12 protein-coding genes and 1 tRNA gene are annotated in these 17,997 nt (G+C 46.6%); 10 read left to right on the top strand and 3 right to left on the bottom strand.

Annotated elements, in window-relative coordinates; translation table 11 throughout:
- The first annotated feature begins 1 nt into the window (after position 1).
- The gene (locus tag BUR42_RS08345; RefSeq protein ID WP_074238789.1) at positions 2 to 2,101 is read left to right on the top strand and encodes an alpha-L-fucosidase; all 2,100 of its coding nucleotides are present in this window, start codon (positions 2 to 4) and stop codon (positions 2,099 to 2,101) included.
- Positions 2,101 to 2,805: a tRNA1(Val) (adenine(37)-N6)-methyltransferase gene (locus tag BUR42_RS08340; RefSeq protein WP_074238788.1), complete on the top strand. Its 705-nt coding sequence runs from the start codon at positions 2,101 to 2,103 to the stop codon at positions 2,803 to 2,805. The genes BUR42_RS08345 and BUR42_RS08340 overlap by 1 nt, the downstream gene beginning before the upstream one ends.
- Here BUR42_RS08340 and BUR42_RS08335 read toward each other — a convergent pair.
- Entirely contained in the window at positions 2,768 to 4,003 is a 1,236-nt protein-coding gene (locus BUR42_RS08335; protein ID WP_084185462.1) for an NAD(P)-dependent oxidoreductase, read from the bottom strand. The genes BUR42_RS08340 and BUR42_RS08335 overlap by 38 nt on opposite strands.
- Before the next feature lie 54 nt (positions 4,004 to 4,057).
- Between BUR42_RS08335 and BUR42_RS08330 the strand changes: the two genes are divergently transcribed.
- Both BUR42_RS08330 and BUR42_RS08325 read left to right on the top strand, forming a co-directional pair.
- Positions 4,058 to 4,399, top strand: coding sequence for an iron-sulfur cluster co-chaperone HscB C-terminal domain-containing protein (locus tag BUR42_RS08330; RefSeq protein WP_074238787.1), 342 nt, complete (start codon positions 4,058 to 4,060; stop codon positions 4,397 to 4,399).
- 6 nt (positions 4,400 to 4,405) lie between these two features.
- Positions 4,406 to 4,489: transfer RNA gene (locus tag BUR42_RS08325), tRNA-Leu, on the top strand.
- A gap of 60 nt (positions 4,490 to 4,549) precedes the next feature.
- On the opposite strand, the gene BUR42_RS08320 is transcribed toward BUR42_RS08325, so the two are convergent.
- Positions 4,550 to 5,065, bottom strand: coding sequence for a hypothetical protein (locus BUR42_RS08320; RefSeq protein WP_074238786.1), 516 nt, complete (start codon positions 5,063 to 5,065; stop codon positions 4,550 to 4,552).
- Between the two features lie 243 nt (positions 5,066 to 5,308).
- On the opposite strand from BUR42_RS08320, the gene BUR42_RS08315 reads away from it, so the two are divergent.
- The 4 genes from BUR42_RS08315 (at position 5,309) to BUR42_RS08300 (ending at position 14,874) form a co-directional block, all read left to right on the top strand.
- A complete protein-coding gene (locus BUR42_RS08315) occupies positions 5,309 to 8,548 on the top strand; it encodes a glycosyl hydrolase (RefSeq protein WP_074238785.1) in 3,240 nt (1,079 codons plus the stop codon).
- Between the two features lie 114 nt (positions 8,549 to 8,662).
- Positions 8,663 to 9,499, top strand: coding sequence for an SGNH/GDSL hydrolase family protein (locus BUR42_RS08310; protein ID WP_074238784.1), 837 nt, complete (start codon positions 8,663 to 8,665; stop codon positions 9,497 to 9,499).
- Between the two features lie 47 nt (positions 9,500 to 9,546).
- Positions 9,547 to 9,912 carry a DUF2200 domain-containing protein gene (locus tag BUR42_RS08305; RefSeq protein ID WP_074238783.1) on the top strand — a complete coding sequence of 122 codons (366 nt, stop codon included), beginning with the start codon at positions 9,547 to 9,549 and terminating at the stop codon, positions 9,910 to 9,912.
- A gap of 93 nt (positions 9,913 to 10,005) precedes the next feature.
- Positions 10,006 to 14,874 (top strand): PKD domain-containing protein, encoded by a 4,869-nt coding sequence (locus tag BUR42_RS08300; RefSeq protein WP_200798234.1) that lies wholly within the window; start codon positions 10,006 to 10,008, stop codon positions 14,872 to 14,874.
- A gap of 430 nt (positions 14,875 to 15,304) precedes the next feature.
- Here BUR42_RS08300 and BUR42_RS08295 read toward each other — a convergent pair whose 3' ends face one another.
- A complete protein-coding gene (locus BUR42_RS08295) occupies positions 15,305 to 16,081 on the bottom strand; it encodes a hypothetical protein (protein ID WP_143197385.1) in 777 nt (258 codons plus the stop codon).
- 73 nt (positions 16,082 to 16,154) lie between these two features.
- Here BUR42_RS08295 and BUR42_RS08290 point away from each other — a divergent pair, with 73 nt between their 5' ends.
- Both BUR42_RS08290 and BUR42_RS08285 read left to right on the top strand, forming a co-directional pair.
- Positions 16,155 to 16,496: a hypothetical protein gene (locus BUR42_RS08290; protein ID WP_074238782.1), complete on the top strand. Its 342-nt coding sequence runs from the start codon at positions 16,155 to 16,157 to the stop codon at positions 16,494 to 16,496.
- Between the two features lie 28 nt (positions 16,497 to 16,524).
- Positions 16,525 to 17,985, top strand: coding sequence for a family 43 glycosylhydrolase (locus BUR42_RS08285; RefSeq protein ID WP_074238781.1), 1,461 nt, complete (start codon positions 16,525 to 16,527; stop codon positions 17,983 to 17,985).
- Positions 17,986 to 17,997: the final 12 nt, after the last annotated feature.

Raw genomic sequence — 17,997 nt, 5'->3', positions numbered from 1 at the left:
TATGATCAGAAGAACTATCCTCGCAATTGTTGTGCTGTGCTTTTTGGGTTCTGGTGCTATGGCCCAGTCTAAGGCTTTACAGGAATGGAAAGACCAGAAGTATTCCATGTTCATTCACTGGGGCGCTATCTATTCCACACTGGGTGGTATGTGGAAAGGAGAGAAGGTGAGCCGTGGTTACAGTGAACAGATCCGTGCGCATCATGGTGGTATCTACAGCGATAATTATGCAGCGGTGGCCAAACGTTTCAACCCTTCTTTATGGAACCCTGATTCCATTGTTGCACTCGCTAAAGCAGCGGGTATGAAGAGCGTGGTGATCACCTCCAAACACCACGATGGCTTTTGCATGTTTAAGTCCGCTTACACAAAATTCAATGTGGTGGATGCCACACCTTATAAAAGAGACGTCATTAAAGAGCTGTCCGAAGCCTGCAAAAGGAATGGCTTTAAGATGGGGCTTTACTTCTCCCTTATAGATTGGAATTATCCGCAGGCGTACCCTATTTCTGCCAGCAACAGCGATCCGATCACACCTGAACATCATCAGTATAACCTGAACCAGGTAACAGAATTACTGAGTAATTACGGCCCTATTTCTGAACTCTGGTTTGATATGGGATCTTTAACACCTGTGCAGAGTAAAGAGTTGGCAGACCTGGTACACAAACTTCAACCTGATTGCATGGTAAGCGGCCGCCTGGGCAATGATGCAGGTGATTTCTGTGTGATGGGTGATAACGATTATCCTGATTATAAAATAGCCACACCCTGGCAAACGCCCGCTTCTGTGTATGATGAAACCTGGGGATATCGTTCCTGGCAGGAGCATGGTAAAGTGGAAGATAAAGCGCATGAGAAACTGGTGGGCCTGATCAAAGTAGTGAGCCGCGGCGGGAATTACCTGTTGAACATAGGCCCTCGTGGTGATGGCTCTGTAGTGGAGTTTGAAAAGGATGTACTGTTGCGTATCGGAGATTGGCTGAAAGTGAATGGGGAAGGGATCTACGGTGCATCAGCAAACCCTTTCGATCATACATTTGATTGGGGAGAAGTGACCGTTAAAAATGATGTGGTGTATTTGTATGTGCTGAAGTTGCCTGCGGACAGGGTGCTTGATCTGAAAGGTGTATTCGGGCCAATTAAGGTAACTGATAATGCCGGTAAACGTTTTTCCACAAAGGATACTAAAGAAGGTAAGCAGATCATTCTTCCTGCTGATCTTACATTGAATGAAGTAAAGGTTTTGCGATTCCGGCATGCAAAATCTGTTAAGATAGAAAGGAATAAAGGCATAGATGTTCCGGTGCTGAACAGGGATAATGCGGTGAAACATTATAGCATTTCCGGTGCGGATTATAACAGTTATTATCGCAGCACGGTAGCGTATTCCTGGCATTTTGCAGGAGGAAGGGCAAAGCCGCCGGTGCTTGTGTATACGGCGCAGGAGAAGGGAAAAACTATTTCAGTTAATCTGAATGGTAATGAGCAGCAGGTTTTGCTGAATGGCAGTGTTATTCCTATTCCTCCGGTTGCAGTCAGCTTCGGGCAAATGTATCTGAACGGCCCTTACTGGTCCGGCATTGGCTGGAGCAATGGAGACTTGTATAATATCGATCCTTCCCAATCCTGGCCTGTTAAGAACGGTAAGGTATGGACAGCCCAGCCTTCGTGGAAAAATGGAGCGCGTTATGAACTGGATGTTACGCCGGATCAGTCATATTATGTTTTGCAGGAGATCAATGCAGCTAAGGCTACACCTTATGTGCTTCGCTTTACCAGCGGGGATGGCATACAGGTGTTTTTGAATGGTGAAGAACAAACCGTGCATAATAACCCTGCACGGGATACCCTGCAACAGGAGTATTTGTTGCTTCCTTTGCGTGAAGGCAAAAATCAGCTGGTCGTGAAATTCTATAACCGCTTTGCAGATAAAACGGTGTTTGCTATCGATAAAGATGTTCCGCAGGAACTATATGAGCAGCCATTGAATATGAGCTTCGGGGAGAAGAGTGTTTACAGCGACCTGGAAGTGAAGTTATACCAGCCTGTATCTCCGCACAGGGATATGCGTTTACCCAGTTTGATGATCCGTTTGTAATGGCGAATACGTTTTTTGAATTTAAACAGTTTACCGTACACCAGGATAAGACTGCCATGAAGGTCTGCACGGATGCCTGTATCCAGGGGGCATTCACGGCTTCCCGTATGCCTGCTGTACCGCGGGTGCTGGATATTGGTACGGGCACCGGACTGTTAAGCCTGATGCTGGCGCAGCAATCTTCCGCTGCCATAGATGCCATTGAACTGGATGAACAGGCTGCGTTGCAGGCTGCTGCTAATTTTGAGGCTTCCCCCTGGGGAGACCGTCTTCACGTGATCCGGGAAGATGTGCGGGCTTTTTCCGGTGAGCATTACCCTTTCATTATAAGCAATCCACCATTTTACGAACAAGATCTGAAGAGCCCTTCTCATCAACGGAATGCAGCGATGCATGCTGTTTCGCTGGGGTATGAAGAATTGCTGGCTGCTATTAAGCGGTTGCTTAGCAAAGATGGTTCCTTTTCTGTATTGCTGCCCTATGATGGTTTTCAGCGATTTAATGCGCTGGCTGTTTCAGGAGGTTTTGTATTGCGTGAATTGCTGTTGGTACGGCAAACACCTGCGCATGATTATTTCCGGGCGGTAGGGATCTTTGGCCCTGCGGGAACTTTGAATACTACCGAAATATCTATTTACGACGCACAGCGGAACTATACCCCGGAATTCAGTGCGTTACTTCAACAGTACTACCTTTACCTTTAGCATAATCTTCCAGGTAGGAATACCTTTCCGTGAGTGCTCCATCGCGGGTGATGGTAGCCTTTTCGATCATGGTTGTATCTCCTTTCATCAATTCATCAAACACATATTTCATCAGCTGATCGCCAAAGAACTGGGAGGCATCCCGGGGCAGCTCATTGGGGAGATTGCTCACGCACATCATGGTAACGGAATCTGCTTCGTAAGGAGCTGTTTTCTGCCTGTTGTAGCGGTTTACACCATAGACCGGCTCCTCGATGGTAGCATCTTCTATATTGCAGGGAATAGAGCCATTCTGATCGTCTGTGATGTCTGCTATCACCTGTATGCGGAAGTTATCTTTGGTAAGGTCGTCCCAGGTGAAGAGGGGTTCTATGTTCTTGTCCCAATAGATACCATTCATGAGTACATCGCTGCAGGTAACATAGGGGAGGAATTTGCAGTCGTATTTACCCGGGTTGGCGTGGAAGTCTTCCCGGCTGTAGGTTTTATCTGTCTTCCTTAAATACAGTTCCCCGGCCTTGAGCTGTGTGTACACAGGGTAGGCGTAGGAGTTGATCATAAATTCTTCAGGCGGGATGTACTTGATGGCCAGCAGCCCCATTACTTCCAGTATGCCTGCGGTAACGCGGCCGGAGCCGGTGGCCACTATCTTCATGGGTGGTAGCTTTACGCCGAAGTAGTGGGTGATCAGTTCCTGGAAATCGTGGCACTCGTGTACGCGCTTGAAGTTGAACAGGCCTGTTCTGCGGCCATATTCCAGCAGTCCGTTATGTGCGCCCACCACACCGGCAAAGAACCCGAAACCCAGGATGCGCTGGCCATCTTCATGTACCAGGCATTCGTAGTCTATGAGCCGGATGTTCTGCTGCAGGATATTCTGCAGCATGGCCTGGTTCTGCGGCTGTTTCTTTTTGGTATGGGAGAAGAAGAGGTATGTTTTACCGGGTAACAGGCTGTTTACAGGTACCTCTTTAATGCCCAGCAGGATGCTGCAATGGGAGAGGTCTTCAGCCATATGAATACCGGCAGCGCGATATTCTTCGTCTTTGTAACAGCGGTGCGGCGAGGGCTGTACCGTGATCTGAACGTTAGGGTAGTGGGTAAGGATCCACTGGCATTGCAGCGGCGTAAAAGCTACGCGGTTATCCAGTGGTATTTTTTCTTCCCTTATGAGGCCAATGTGAATTGTATTTGTCATGATTGTTCTTGGGTACACAACATTACTGTAAATTTGCTTTTCAGCAAAATAAGGATGGACTACGAATTAATACTGAAAGAGATCCTGGGGCATGGAGAGCGGCAGCCTTTACCTCAGCTTTTTTTAATGGAGATGCTGGTAGTGAATGAGAAATTGATGCAGTTGGAGCTGGCGCCTGAAGCTGCGGCTATTGCTAAACTTCGTGAGCAGCTGAATGGGTTGGAGCAGCAGCTTTGCAGCAGGATACAGCCGGTGATAGATATGTACCTTGCGGGGAATGCTACGGTAGGGGATGTGGTACAGCTAAAGGAGTTTTATGTATCAAGAAAATATTTGTTGCGGATTATTGAGAGATTATCTACATTTGCATCCCGCGATCAGGTATTTAAGTCCTGAATCGTTGCCCAGATGGCGGAATTGGTAGACGCGCTAGACTCAAAATCTTGTTTCGGCAACGGAGTGCAGGTTCGATTCCTGTTCTGGGCACTTAGAAGGTTGGATTATTTTCCAACCTTTTTCTATTTTAACCCTTCCCCAAATTCCCTTTCACTGGGCAGCGGTGATCACATACTTGAACGTGTAATTGGGAAGGGGATAAGTATTCAACCCTGTTGGAACACCGGCCCCCGCTATATTGGAACTCCAAAAGTAATGCAGACGAATTTTTCCCGGCATATACTCATACATGAAATTGAAAAAATAATTGCGGGTAACATCCAGGAGTATATAAGGAAATGGCACCCACCCTTCATTATTAGGCTTAAAGAAAACCTGCACTGAACCTTTATCTGCAATTTCCTGGGTAATCAGCTCTGTGTTGATCTCCGCATATCTTGTGGCATAGAAGGTAGAAGTCCCGGTACTGGTTATTAATGCCCAGGATGAAGCCCATTTCCAATCGGTATTGGTCAGAGAAACTGTACCCGAGTGTACATTGGCATTGCCATTCGTGCCGGGAGGTCCCATGGGGCCTTCCTTTTTACAGGAAATGAAAAGGAGTGACCCGGTCAGGAGCATAAAATACCAGGACAATTTGCTATGTATCAGGTTGTGCGTATACATATTGAAGGTTGTTTTATTCCAGCTTCAATGTTAGTAATAATACGCCCAGGGTGAATAGAAGAATGAGCAATTCCCGGAAATGGATGAGTGAATAACATATTGATACCAGGATCGGGGAACCATTCCGGGCACCCTTCTGAAGCCAACTTATTGAGCAGGCTTTTTATCCTGGCAGAAGTCTCCAGGGTTATCTATTGTTTTTGACATGAACTTATTGTACTTTTTTCCTCTTCAAAATATAACATGCATCTAAGAAATATATTTTCCCTGCTATTGCTGCTGATAAACATATTATCAGCATCCTCCCAGGTACCGCCAATTCTGCCCCCGGCAGAACAACTCAACCGTAGTTTTGGAGCGCATGACAAAGCCGCTTTCATGGCACCTTCGAAAGTGTATTATCCGGAAACCTGGTTTCATTTTATAGGGGGAAATGTTTCAAAAAAAGGCATTACAGAAGACCTAAATGCAATTGCGGATGCGGGTATTTCCGGAATTCAACTATTCCACGGCCAGTTTGGTGGTCCGTGGCCAGGTGTAGATCCTCAGATTGCCTGTCTTAGCCCATTATGGGAAGACGCGTTGCTGCATACCGCCCAGGAATGCCGCCGCCTGGGTTTACGGTTTACCATGCAAAACTGCCCGGGATGGGCAATGGCAGGAGGTCCCTGGATCACGCCCGCCAATGCCATGCGTAACCTGGTCTGGACCCGCACGGACATAAAAGGAGGAAAAGGTGTAATAAAGGTGCAGTTGGACCAACCGCAACCAAGCAGGGAACCCTGGCGGGATTACAAAGACATTGCAGTGCTGGCATTTCCTACACCATCCGGAGATATGGCAAAGCCTCTTACACCGCAATCTGCTACAGGCAGCAGTAATATTTCATGGAATGAATTGGTGCTGAAGCAGGGACAAGGTCCTTTGCGTTTCGCTCCGGCAGCATCCGGGGAGCCATATTGGGTTGAAGTTACTTTTCCTGATACTGGAACTGTACGAACTATTGAATTTCCGAGTGTCAACAGTTTGAGCCATGCATGGAATTATGAGCCTGGTGTAACGATGAAAGTAGCGGCGATAACGGCTGATGGTAAAACAAAAGATATTCTGAATACAACTATACCTTCCGCTAATTGGCAGGACAACCAACCCATTTCTTTTGCATGTGAAGAAGTAAAAGGTGTGAAGAAATATAGGATCTCTATCAATAACAAACATGAGATGTCGCTGCGCTACATTCATTTCTTTTCAGCTGCCCGTAAGAATAACTGGGAGTCGGAAGCGGGATGGACATTGCGAAGCATTGATCGCAAGGGGACAAAATATCATCAATCCCCTCAAACGTACATTGATCCGGCGCAGGTCCTGGATATTACTCAAATGGCAGACGGGCACGGTGGTCTGACATGGAATGCTCCTCCGGGAGAGTGGACCATCCTGCGTATAGGGCATGTAAATAGCGGAAGGAAAAATGGTCCGGCTCCTCCGGAGGGCACCGGATGGGAATGTAATAAACTTTCAGAAGCAGGTGCTGACGCACATTTTGCAGGGTATATCGGCCGCCTCTCCGGAGAAAAAGGCATCTTGGGAAAAGGCTTGCTGAATGGCATGCTGATGGATAGTTGGGAATGTGAAACACAAACCTGGACGGATAATATGGAATCGGAGTTTAGTCGTGTAGCAGGTTATTCACTCCGGCAATGGCTTCCTGCGTTGTTCGGTTATGTGCTGAAAGATCAGGAGACCACATTCCGTTTCCTGCATGACTGGCGTTCTACTACAAACGATCTGTTTACGAATAAGTTCTTTGGACGAATGGCTAAGTTAGCCAAAGAGAATAATATGGCTATCTCATACGAGACTGCGGCCGGAGATGTTTTTCCCGCTGATATCCTGCAGTATTACAAGTTTGCTGATGTGCCCATGTGCGAATTCTGGCAACCTTTTTCAAACGGATATGTAGGCTCATTAAATTTCAAATCCATAAAACCCACTGCTTCTGCTGCGCGGCTTTACGGTAAACCGCGTGTTGCTGCCGAAGCATTTACATCTTTTGAACTTACGTGGGACGAACAATGGCAGGCCCTTAAAGAAGTAGCTAATGTGAACATGGCAGAAGGCGTAACACATCTGGTATACCATACCTATACCCACAATCCCCGCGCAGACTCTTTAATACCGGGTACTTCATTTGGTGCAAAAATAGGAACACCATTCCTTCGGCAGCAAACCTGGTGGAAACATATGCCCCTGCTGAACACCTATTTTGCAAGATGCGGGTATTTACAGGAGCGAGGCAAGCCGGTGTCTGATGTGCTTTGGTATCTCGGCGATGAAATGGATCATAAGCCAGACCAGAATGCCTCTTTCCCTGAAGGATTCAAATATGATTACTGTAACACCGATATTTTACTGAACAGGCTTACAGTAGCAAACGGCATGATTATTTCGCCTGAAGGAATACAATACCGGGTATTATGGTTACCTGAAACAACGCACATGTTGCCGGAGACCCTTGAAAAACTGGAATCTCTCATACGTGATGGCGCTACTGTTGTGGGCAATGCTCCCCAAAGCCTGGCTACGCTTAGTGGCGGCGAAAAGTCACAAATGCGCTTCAATACAGCAGTAGAAAACATATGGGGTAAAGGACGTATTATATCCGGCATAACTTTATCAGAAGCCCTAAAGAAATTGAAGATCGCTCCCGATGTTACAGGAGGGAATGTTCTCTGGACGCATCGCAGAACGGAAGGAGCTGACTGGTATTTTGTTTGTTCACCCCGGGATCAGCCATTTAAGGGCACACTCAGTTTCAGGAATACCGGAAGTGTTGAGATCTGGGACCCTGTTAACGGAACCATCAGCGCTGTTGCAACACAACAGCATGCAGGCCGTACATCCCTATCGCTTGATCTGCCAGTCGCAGGCGCATGTTTTGTAGTCTTTCATCATAATAATGAAAAACAAAATGAACCATTAAAGATGAAAACTATTACTGCCAGGCAACTGACTGCGCCATGGGACCTTTCGTTTCCCGGGGGCTGGGGTGCTCCGCAGTCAATCGTTATCAATGAGTTAAAACCATGGAAAGACCTGGAGATGTTGCCTGAAGCAAAAGCATTTTCCGGTACAGCTACCTATACAACAACGTTTGAGATCGGACAGGTTCAACCCGGTATGCGTTTTTCGATTGATTTGGGGGACGTGAACATGATAGCAAAAGTAACGCTTAATGAAAAAGATCTCGGTGCAGTATGGTGTGCGCCTTATCAATTAGATATGACCAACGCAATAGTTCCGGGTAAAAATTCCCTGAAGGTTGAAATAACCAGTACCTGGTTTAACCGGTTGGTTTATGATGCTGCGTTACCGGAGGCAAAACGGAAAACATGGACCATTAGCGGACCATCTAAAGAGTCGCCGTTGAGGAATAGTGGGTTGCTTGGCCCGGTAACAGTATTGGTTGAAAAAGGACTTTGAAGTTATTATCTAATATGCCAGGCATGGATACGGTATATCGGTTAAGTAGCTATGCCCTGTTCAGGCAATTCCTGGTAACCTTTTTCCTGCAATTCTTTTTATCTTGGTTTCCTTATGCTGATAAGAACATTCATAATCATCGGAACATTGTTCCTTTTTTCCTTTACTGAAAAGCAAACGGTTTGGGTGGCGATCGGTGACTCTATCACCTACCTGAACGATCGCCCGGATGAAACAGGCAATCGTGTTGCCAAAGGTTATTTAAGCCGCGTGGTGGAGGGGTTACCTGACCTGCTTTATATCAACCAGGGACATAACGGCTGGAAGTCAAGTGATATAGCCGGCAAGATCGAAGATCTGGGGCTGGGGAAAGCAGATGTTTACACCGTATTCCTTGGTACAAATGACTGGTGGGGTGGCCGGCCTGTAGGGATCATCGATGATTACAAGAACAATACAGGCACTAATTCTGTATTTGGTTCATTCAGGATCATCATCGATAAGATACGCCAGTTGAACCAGGCCGCGAAAATCGTGCTCATTACGCCTATGCAGCGTAATGATTTTGTTTATTTGTTTGATGCCAATAATAACGCGCATGGTTCATATAAAGCTAAAAACGGGCAATCACTGGAAGCGTTTGCCAACGCGGTGATCGCTATCGGAAAGATGGAGAATATACCCGTTATCGATCTGTATCATGATCCGCTGCTTGACCTGGAGCATATGGTGAACTTCAAGCGTTTAAAAGATCCCCGCAGCGGTAAATATGTAAATTATCGTTATCCGGAATTCACTACGATACCATTTGATCCCAAAAATGATGAATATCCATATCCACCCCAGGCAGTAAATATTACTTATGATGGATTACATCCATCAGATAAAGGAAATGCCATCATCTCGAAAAAAGTAATTAATACTTTCAGGCAGATTGGGGTTGTGCAATAAAGATAAAGCCACATGCGGTAATTCGGGCTTCTTTGTATCTTTAAGGTATGGACAATTCCCACAAACAAGATCAGCGTATCGCAAAAATGACCTTTGCTTCGGTCTATCCCCTGTATGTTGAAAAAGTAGAAAGGAAAGGCAGAACTAAGGAAGAATTGCATGAAGTGATAACATGGCTGACAGGCTTCAACAACAAGAAGCTGCAGGAACTTATAAAAGAAAAAGTGACTTTTGAGGAGTTCTTCCGGCAGGCTTCGCTCAACCCTAACGTACATCTTATAACCGGGGTGATCTGCGGCTACCGTGTAGAAGATATCGAAAACCCTTTAACGCAGCAGGCGAGGTATTTAGATAAGTTGGTGGATGAGCTGGCGAAGGGCAGGAAGATGGAGAAGATCCTGCGTGGTTCGTAAAAGGGTGATTTACAGGCCTGTAAAAGCCGGGTAACAATCATCATTGCCGGGATTGAAATTTATGCTTATTTTCCCGGCGCGAACTTGTTTTTCATGTCCCTAATTACCAAAGCAGCCTGTACCTTTACTGTGTTCTTCCTCATGCTTTTTTCTGCACATGCACAGCAGTTAAAGGCGGAATTCACTCCCACTAAAACCAGTGATTGCGAAAGCCTGATCACTAAATTCGTTGATAATTCAACGGGCACGCCTGTTTCCTGGCAATGGGACCTCGGAAATGGTTCTACCTCTACACAGCAAAGCCCCAGTGCTTCCTATACAACTGCCGGTACCTACAAGGTAAAATTAACTGTGAAGAACGCTGCCGGGGCTACCAATAGTATAGAAAAGACGGTTACCGTATGGGAGAAACCCCAGCCGGATTTTACCGCCAGCCCGGCTAAAGGCTGTATTCCTTTCAACGTTACTTTTACGGACAAGTCCAACCCGGTGAATGGTACTATTACCACCTATAGCTGGGATTTCGGGGATGGTACTACCGGTTCCGGCAGTATGCCTGTGCATACTTATAACAACGCCCTGTCACCCACAGTTACGCTCACCGTCACTAACAGTAATGGTTGTACAGCATCAAAGCAGATCAGCAATATTGTGGATGCGGCAGCGTCCCTGGTTCCCAATTTTAGCGTGTCTGATAAATTCCTTTGTTCCGCACCCGGAGCATTGACTATCACCAACACTACTACCGGGCCTGGTACTCTGAGCTATCAATGGGATTTTGGCGATGGCGGTACTGCTTCAGAAGCCAGCCCTGCCCCGCATACTTATGCCACCAGGGGTGTTTACAAGGTTAAGCTCACTGTTACCAGTGATAAAGGCTGTACCGCCACCAAAACCTCCGAAGATATCAATGTAGCCAATTTTAAAACGGATTTTCAGATGCCGGCCAGCATCTGCGAGAATGTTTCCGGAACCAGCTTTACCGCTGCTAACAGCCCGCAGGCAAACAATATTACCTGGGGTGTCGACAAAGGTTATATCAATTATTACTATGGCACTTCTGCTTCCTATTATCCTGCCGGCGCCGGTATCGTAAAGGTGACCATGACGGCGGACTATGGCAGCTGCCGTGAATCGGTGACCAAGGACCTTGAAGTAAAACCTGCACCGAGGGCTGATTTTGTGAGTGACCAGACCGCTATCTGTGACGTGCCTGCTACTGTTCAGTTTACAGACAAATCGCAGGGGGCCACAGGTTGGAGCTGGAGCTTTGGCAACGGGCAATCCTCCACGCAGCAAAATCCTTCTGTTACTTACAGCAACCTGGGGTATTTTAATATAAAACTTACCGCCAGCAATGCATCCGGTTGTTCCAGTACAGCAGAGCGTTATGTGAATGTGGTGAAACCGGAGGTATATGCATACGCAAGTATCGCCAGTGGCTGTGAAGGAATAACGCCTTCTTTTAGCAGTAATGTGAGTACCGGAGACGCCATTGCCACTTATGAATGGGATTTTGGTGATGGCAGCCCCAAATCCACAGCTGCCACCCCATCGCATACGTATAATACAGCAGGCACATACCAGGTAAAACTTACCTATACAACAACCAATGGATGTAAAGGAACCGTGAGACTATATTCCTTCAATGAGATCCGGGTATATAAAAAGCCAAAGCCTGATTTCTCATCCCCGCAAGCTCCCCAGATCTGCGGTAACAACTGGGTGTATTTCAACGGAACTACAGATGTAGGCTTTAACTGGACCTGGAATTTCGGGGACGGTTATGGTGACTATACCCAGAATACTGCACACAGCTACAGGCAGCCCGGCACTTATACCGTAAGCCTGACTGTTTCAAATAATGGCTGTGTGGAAACGGTCACCAAAACGGCATATATCAAAGCCGTAAACCCATTCCCGCGTTTCACGATGCAGCCTGTTAAATGTGATAACCGTACGGAGATGGTCTTTGATGAACAATCTATCGGTACCATTACCAGCTGGAAGTGGAGTTGGGGAGATGGAAAGGAAGATACCTACACTACAAAAACAACACCTGCCAAACATAAATATGATAAAACAGGTGCGTATAAGGTAAGGCTCACTGTTTCAGACGGCACCTGTACCAGTACGGACTCGATGAACATTAATGTGTATGCACCTTCGCCTGTTGTTATTACTGCAGACAAAGCATCGTTGTGTGGCAATGAAACACTCAAGGCCAGCCTGGTGTCTGCAGAGAGAACTATCTATGGCCAGTACAGTTATTCGTGGATCTCTTCAGATGGCACACGCGGGGACTGGTATAATTACAGCAATTATGAAACGGCGCTCTTTACTAATCTCAAACCTGGCAAGGATACCATCCGCATGATAGCGTATAACTTCCAGGGATGTACGGATACCAGCAACGGGGTTGTTGTGGACGTGCATGGGCCGGTGGCTAAATTCCTTTCGCCGCCGGTGCTGGAATGCCGGGGTACAGAACTGACCTTTGTTGATCAGACAGATGTTTCAAAAGGGAAACCTATAAAAACCTGGGCATTTGATTTCGGGGATGGCGCCGGCACAAAGGTATTTACCGCAGCTCCTTTCAAATATACTTATAGTAAGTCCGGTTATTTCTATCCCAGGCTCACTGTTACGGACCAGGATGGTTGTACCAGCTCCTTTTCCGGTTCCTATCTCCAGGTGAATGGCCCTAATGCGGATTTTTCACCAAGCGCTTCACTGATACGGCCGGGTGGTAATGTATGGTTCTATAATTACACGAGTGAAACAGGTGGTTATGCCACCTACGAGTGGGACTTTGGAGATAATACATTCTCTGCACAGAACAGTCCGTCCAAATCCTATCCTGATAAAGGTGTTTACACAGTGAAGCTGCTGGTAAAAGACAACCTGGGTTGTTCAGACAGTGCTAAGAAACAGATCAAAGTTTCCAGTGTCAGCGCAAGTTTTACGGTGAGTACTTCGTTCGTAAATAACAGTGGTTGCCCACCCGTGATAGCCCGTTTTACCAATACATCTGTTAACGCCACCAGTTCCTATTGGGACTTCGGTGACGGCAGCTTTGCTACTATCAGTAATCCTTCTCATACTTATACCTATGCGGGGAAATATAAAGTGAAACTGAAAGTGGTAGGTGATGCAGGTACCGAGGATGAATATGAGGAGGAAGTAGAAGTTAAAGGGCCTTATGCAACCATTACAACGTCTTCGAAGGGTGGCTGCCTCTCCAAAGAGATCGAGTTCCAGGTAAGTGCCTTAAATGCTGTTGATTTTGCCTGGGATTTTACGGATGGGATTGTTACTACAACAACTGAGAGTACTATTAAACATACTTTCAAAGATCCCGGCATTTACAAGCCGCGCCTCATCCTCTCTGATCAGGCAGGTTGTAAGGGAACAGCTTTCCTGCAGGATCCCATTGTTATAGATAAGCTGGATGTGAAGCTCACATCTACACCGGAATTTGTATGTGACGAAGGCTGGATTGCTTTTGCGCCACAATTCAACAGCTATTCCATTGATGAACTGAAAGAAGAGGCGGAATACAAATGGACATTTGATGCAGGGCTGCAGGTGGAAGATGATGCCACTGCCACACCTCGTTTTTTCCTGGATAAAACACAGGCGTTTAATTTTACGCTTACTACTACTACCGCTTATGGCTGTACGCAAACCGTAAGCAAAACGGTGTATGCCTATCCTAAACCCGTAGCCACAATCACTGCGCCTTTACAAGCTTGCCAGGATGAGCAGGTAAGTTTCAGCGGAGCGGTGAGTAAAGTGAGTGATGTTACCTGGAAGTGGGATTTTGGCAATGGCAATACGGGTAATGTACAGGGACCTCCTGAACAGGCATATAACAAAGCGGGGCGTTCTGAAGTACAACTTATTGTTGCCAGCAAGGACGGTTGCAGTGATACGGCGCTTCACAATATTACGATACAACCTAAACCAGTGATCAATGCTGCTGCAGCTTCTGCCGTCATATGCCTGGGCAAAAGCACAACGTTGAGTGCTGGTGGCGGTATTACCTATCTATGGTCACCGGCGCCAGATCTGAGCAATCCGCAGGCACCTGATCCTGTGGCGGCTCCCCGCGTAAGCACTACTTACCAGGTGAGTGTGACGGATGCCAATGGTTGCAGTAATACGGATAATGTAAGCATTCGTGTGGCGCAGCCGTTTAAGATACAGGCTACACCGGATACGATCATGTGCCTGGGGTATGTGTTGCCTTTATGGGTAAAGGGTGCAGATCACTATGTATGGAAGGGAGAGGGGCTGAATGCTGCTAATATTCCTTATCCACATGCCACTATCAAAGCAGCAGGTAACTATACCTATGCTGTGACCGGTTATGATGCTGATGGTTGCTTTACACATGATACATCGCTGGTGGTAAGTGTACATCCAGCGCCTGTCGTTAGTGCGGGACCGGATCGGATAAGGATGACGGGGATGCCTGTAACGCTGTATGGGCAAGGTAGCCCGGATATTATAAAATGGAAGTGGTCGCCACCGGATCAGTTAGACTGTGCCACCTGTCCTAAACCTTTGGCCTCACCAAACTTGTCCACCAAATATAAAGTGGAGGTGGAAAATAGCTACGGCTGTAAGGCTACGGATGAAGTAGTGGTGATGGTAACCTGTGACAGGGGAGCGGTGTTCCTGCCTACTGCCTTTACACCTAACAGGGACGGGATGAATGAATGGTTCTATCCTAAAGGGCGTGGGATCAAAGAAGTAGCATCGTTGCGCATTTATGACAGATGGGGCAGTCTGGTGTTTGAGAAAACACATTTTCAGATGAACATTGCAAGTGCGGGCTGGGATGGGAACTGGAAGGGTTCGATAGCGCCGATGGGCAACTATGTTTATGCAATAGAGACAATTTGTGAGGATGGGACGAGTTTTCTGTTCAGGGGAACGGTGACGTTGATTAAGTAGATGACACTGAAGACTTCCATCACATTTATAGATCAAAGTTGTTAACAAAGAAAAAACGGTGTTTCCTTTCTTTGTATGTAAGCATTTATTGTACTTCTTTCGTGAGTTCATTAGTCTTAGGTTATTTTCCGGAATTTTTTTCGCGGAAGGGAGATTGCCTGTTTCTTCCTTCGAAGGTAGTTTGAGGATACAGGCAGGAAAAATCAGCGGGTGGTTTTTGAGGTTTTTAAGTGGATTTTGCGGGAATTGAGGTGTTTTGCGGGAATAGAGGGTTTATGATGGAATTGATGTCAATTGAGGATATTTGAGCATGTTTTTTTGTCAGGTACCCCGGGTTGATACGGGATGGATACGGGATTGATACGGGATTGATACGGGAATGATACGGGATTGGTGCGGGATTGCTTATAGGTTGTTGGAGCAGTAAAGCCTAAAACCCTGTAGCAAAAAGTCTCCTGGCCCCCTTCAATCCACAATGCTGATATTGGTGATAAGCCTGGGCTACCTTTTCATGGATAAGCGCAGGCTTTTCCTTTTGCAGCCAACTGTCTATCATCGCATCCAGGGTATAAGCTTCGGGAGACATAAGGTGTGTGGTCCAGATCAACGGGTTTGCACCTGTTCTGCGAAGAGGTCCGGAGAAGTATTGCTTACCGGCGCAGGCGAAAATGGCTACATCGCGCGCTCGATCATCTGCTTTTTCAGGATAAGCGGGTAACGCTGCATCCATTAAACCATTGTGGCCTACAAAGCAGATCAAACGGGCATCTCCTCCTGCATGCAGGGTATCTTTATCCAATGGAATATCAAGAGCATTACGCCCTGACGCATACTGCAAAAAGGAGGTGATCGTTTCTTTCATGCGGGCACCATCATAAGCATCTGCAACCAGGTGAACATCCCGAAGTACGCGATGTTTGAAAACAAGGCGCTCATGAACATAAGGCGCAGGCTGTTTGATCAGCTTAATAAGCTGCCATTCAGGCTGTTTTTTCAGGAAGGTTTTAACCCCATATCCGCATCCCCAGTACAGATTATTGGCAGGATCCTGCCCGTTACCGATCTTCGCCGGCACAGGAACAATGCCCTGGTACTTATTGTCACACAACGCCACCAGCACATGAATGGTCAGGGGAGGAGTATAGTTCCCAAAGGTGGATAACAGGATAAAAAGGAAGTTCATATGGCCGTTTATGATCAGATGCAAAAAAGTGGTTTTTACATACATTTAAAACATTAGGTGCGTATATTGCCGGCATTATAAACCAATTAATAAAACCATGAGCACTCCACCCAGCGGTAACAGATCTATCCTATACGGGTTATTAAGCCTTGCAGGCGGCATTGGTTTTATCTATTACTTTATCTGGCGGCCCCTGGAGGCGATGGCTCAGAAGCAGGATAACTTAAGCTATTCCTATAAGGGAGTGGGCATAGGGCCATTTTTAGTAGTGTTTGGCCTTTATCTTCTGATAATACGGCCGGCCGCTTTAAAGCCCGCGGAGATGACGCAAGGGCAACGTGTAATATATTGGGTGATGATCGGGTTATCGCTTGTATCAGCAATAGGTACATTCCTGTGGTTTAAACACCGCGTGGGGGAATTGGGATATAGTATTTAGCGCGTATCATATTTTTAATCGGAACTACATGCACAGGATTAAAATCATATTCTCTGTTATCTGCCTGTTGAAATGCACCCTGCTTAATGCACAAACTATCGCGGGTGATCTGGCAGACCCATCCATAATAAGGGTGGACAGTGTTTATTATGCAACAGGGACCTCTTCAGAATGGGCGCCTTATTTCCCCATCTACAGATCATCCAATCTGAAAGACTGGCATCAAACAGGTTATGTTTTCGATAAAGCCCCTGAATGGACAACCGGTTCTTTCTGGGCGCCCGAATACTACAAGATCGGAGACACCTATTACATTTACTATACGGCCAGGCGAAAATCTGATAACCGCTCTTACATCGGCGTGGCAACTTCAAAACACCCGGACCGGGGATTTACAGACCACGGTATCATCATTGAACACGGAAAGGAAGCCATCGATGCCTTTGTTTTTAACGATGGCGGACAGCTTTACATTACCTTCAAAGCCTATGGCCTGGACGACAGGCCAATTGAGCTGTTAGGGGCCAGGTTATCGGCAGACGGACTTAAAACGGAAGGTGAATATTTCACTTTACTGAAGGATACCAGCCGTGCAGGCATGGAAGGACAAAGTATCCTGAAAATAAATAACTACTATTATCTCTTCTACTCAGCCGGCAACTGCTGCGGGCAGGGATGCAGCTATAACGTGAGCGTTGCCCGTTCCGCGAACTTCAAAGGCCCGTACCAAAACTTTAATGGTAACCCGATCCTTAGCGAGAAGGATGAATGGAAATGTATGGGGCACGGAACTTTTGTTCCTTCGGCAGACGGTGTTATGTATTACCTGCACCACGCGTACAATAAAAAGAGCGATGTGTTTACAGGCCGCGAAGCACTGATGTCACAACTGATCTACCAGGAGTACACAGGCTGGCCTTTGCTTCAATTGCTGCCCAACAACACTGCCGCCAAAGCAGATGGGAATAGTCTTGACCGCCACTGGCAATGGGATTTCAGGCATGCCACCCCTTCGTATAAACTGCAGAAAGGCATGCTGCGCTTATCCGGAAAGCAAACAAAAGATAACCTCACCGGTATTGCATTAACAGTCCGGCCTACATCAGATAACTTTGATCTGACCACCGCCGTGGTTAACCGTAATAAGGCACTAAAAGGACTTACCATTTACGGCGATGCAAATGCTGCCATAGGGATTGGTGTTGAAGGGGACAGCGTTAAAATGTGGAAGGTGGAGAAGAACAAACGGGTAATTATTAAAGCCGCCCGGGTACAGCCATCAACTACCCAACTGAAAATTTCCATGTCTCCGAACAAGACCTGCAGCTTTTTCTACCAAACAGAAAAGGCATCATGGATTGAGCTGGCCGCAGACGTAGATGTTAAATTTCTTCCCCAATGGGACAGGAGTCCCCGACCGGGATTACATTACAGCGGCAATGAAAAAGACAATGCACAGTTTTCTTTTTTCAGGCTTGATAATAAGTAGACTAAACCTTTC

The organism is Chitinophaga niabensis, assembly GCF_900129465.1.
Lineage (GTDB): Bacteria > Bacteroidota > Bacteroidia > Chitinophagales > Chitinophagaceae > Chitinophaga > Chitinophaga niabensis.
Note: the sequence above shows the minus strand (reverse complement) of the source record. Positions and strands in the feature narration are given on the sequence as shown.

Bases quoted from the DNA above. Each gene is read 5' to 3' on its own strand.
- BUR42_RS08305 (WP_074238783.1), top strand. From the start codon at position 9,547: ATGGACAATTCCCACAAACAAGATCAGCGTATCGCAAAAATGACCTTT.
- BUR42_RS08315 (WP_074238785.1), top strand. From the start codon at position 5,309: ATGCATCTAAGAAATATATTTTCCCTGCTATTGCTGCTGATAAACATA.
- BUR42_RS08310 (WP_074238784.1), top strand. From the start codon at position 8,663: ATGCTGATAAGAACATTCATAATCATCGGAACATTGTTCCTTTTTTCC.
- BUR42_RS08330 (WP_074238787.1), top strand. From the start codon at position 4,058: ATGGACTACGAATTAATACTGAAAGAGATCCTGGGGCATGGAGAGCGG.
- BUR42_RS08300 (WP_200798234.1), top strand. From the start codon at position 10,006: ATGTCCCTAATTACCAAAGCAGCCTGTACCTTTACTGTGTTCTTCCTC.
- BUR42_RS08345 (WP_074238789.1), top strand. From the start codon at position 2: ATGATCAGAAGAACTATCCTCGCAATTGTTGTGCTGTGCTTTTTGGGT.
- BUR42_RS08290 (WP_074238782.1), top strand. From the start codon at position 16,155: ATGAGCACTCCACCCAGCGGTAACAGATCTATCCTATACGGGTTATTA.
- BUR42_RS08320 (WP_074238786.1), bottom strand. From the start codon at position 5,065: ATGTATACGCACAACCTGATACATAGCAAATTGTCCTGGTATTTTATG.
- BUR42_RS08335 (WP_084185462.1), bottom strand. From the start codon at position 4,003: ATGACAAATACAATTCACATTGGCCTCATAAGGGAAGAAAAAATACCA.
- BUR42_RS08285 (WP_074238781.1), top strand. From the start codon at position 16,525: ATGCACAGGATTAAAATCATATTCTCTGTTATCTGCCTGTTGAAATGC.
- BUR42_RS08340 (WP_074238788.1), top strand. From the start codon at position 2,101: ATGGCGAATACGTTTTTTGAATTTAAACAGTTTACCGTACACCAGGAT.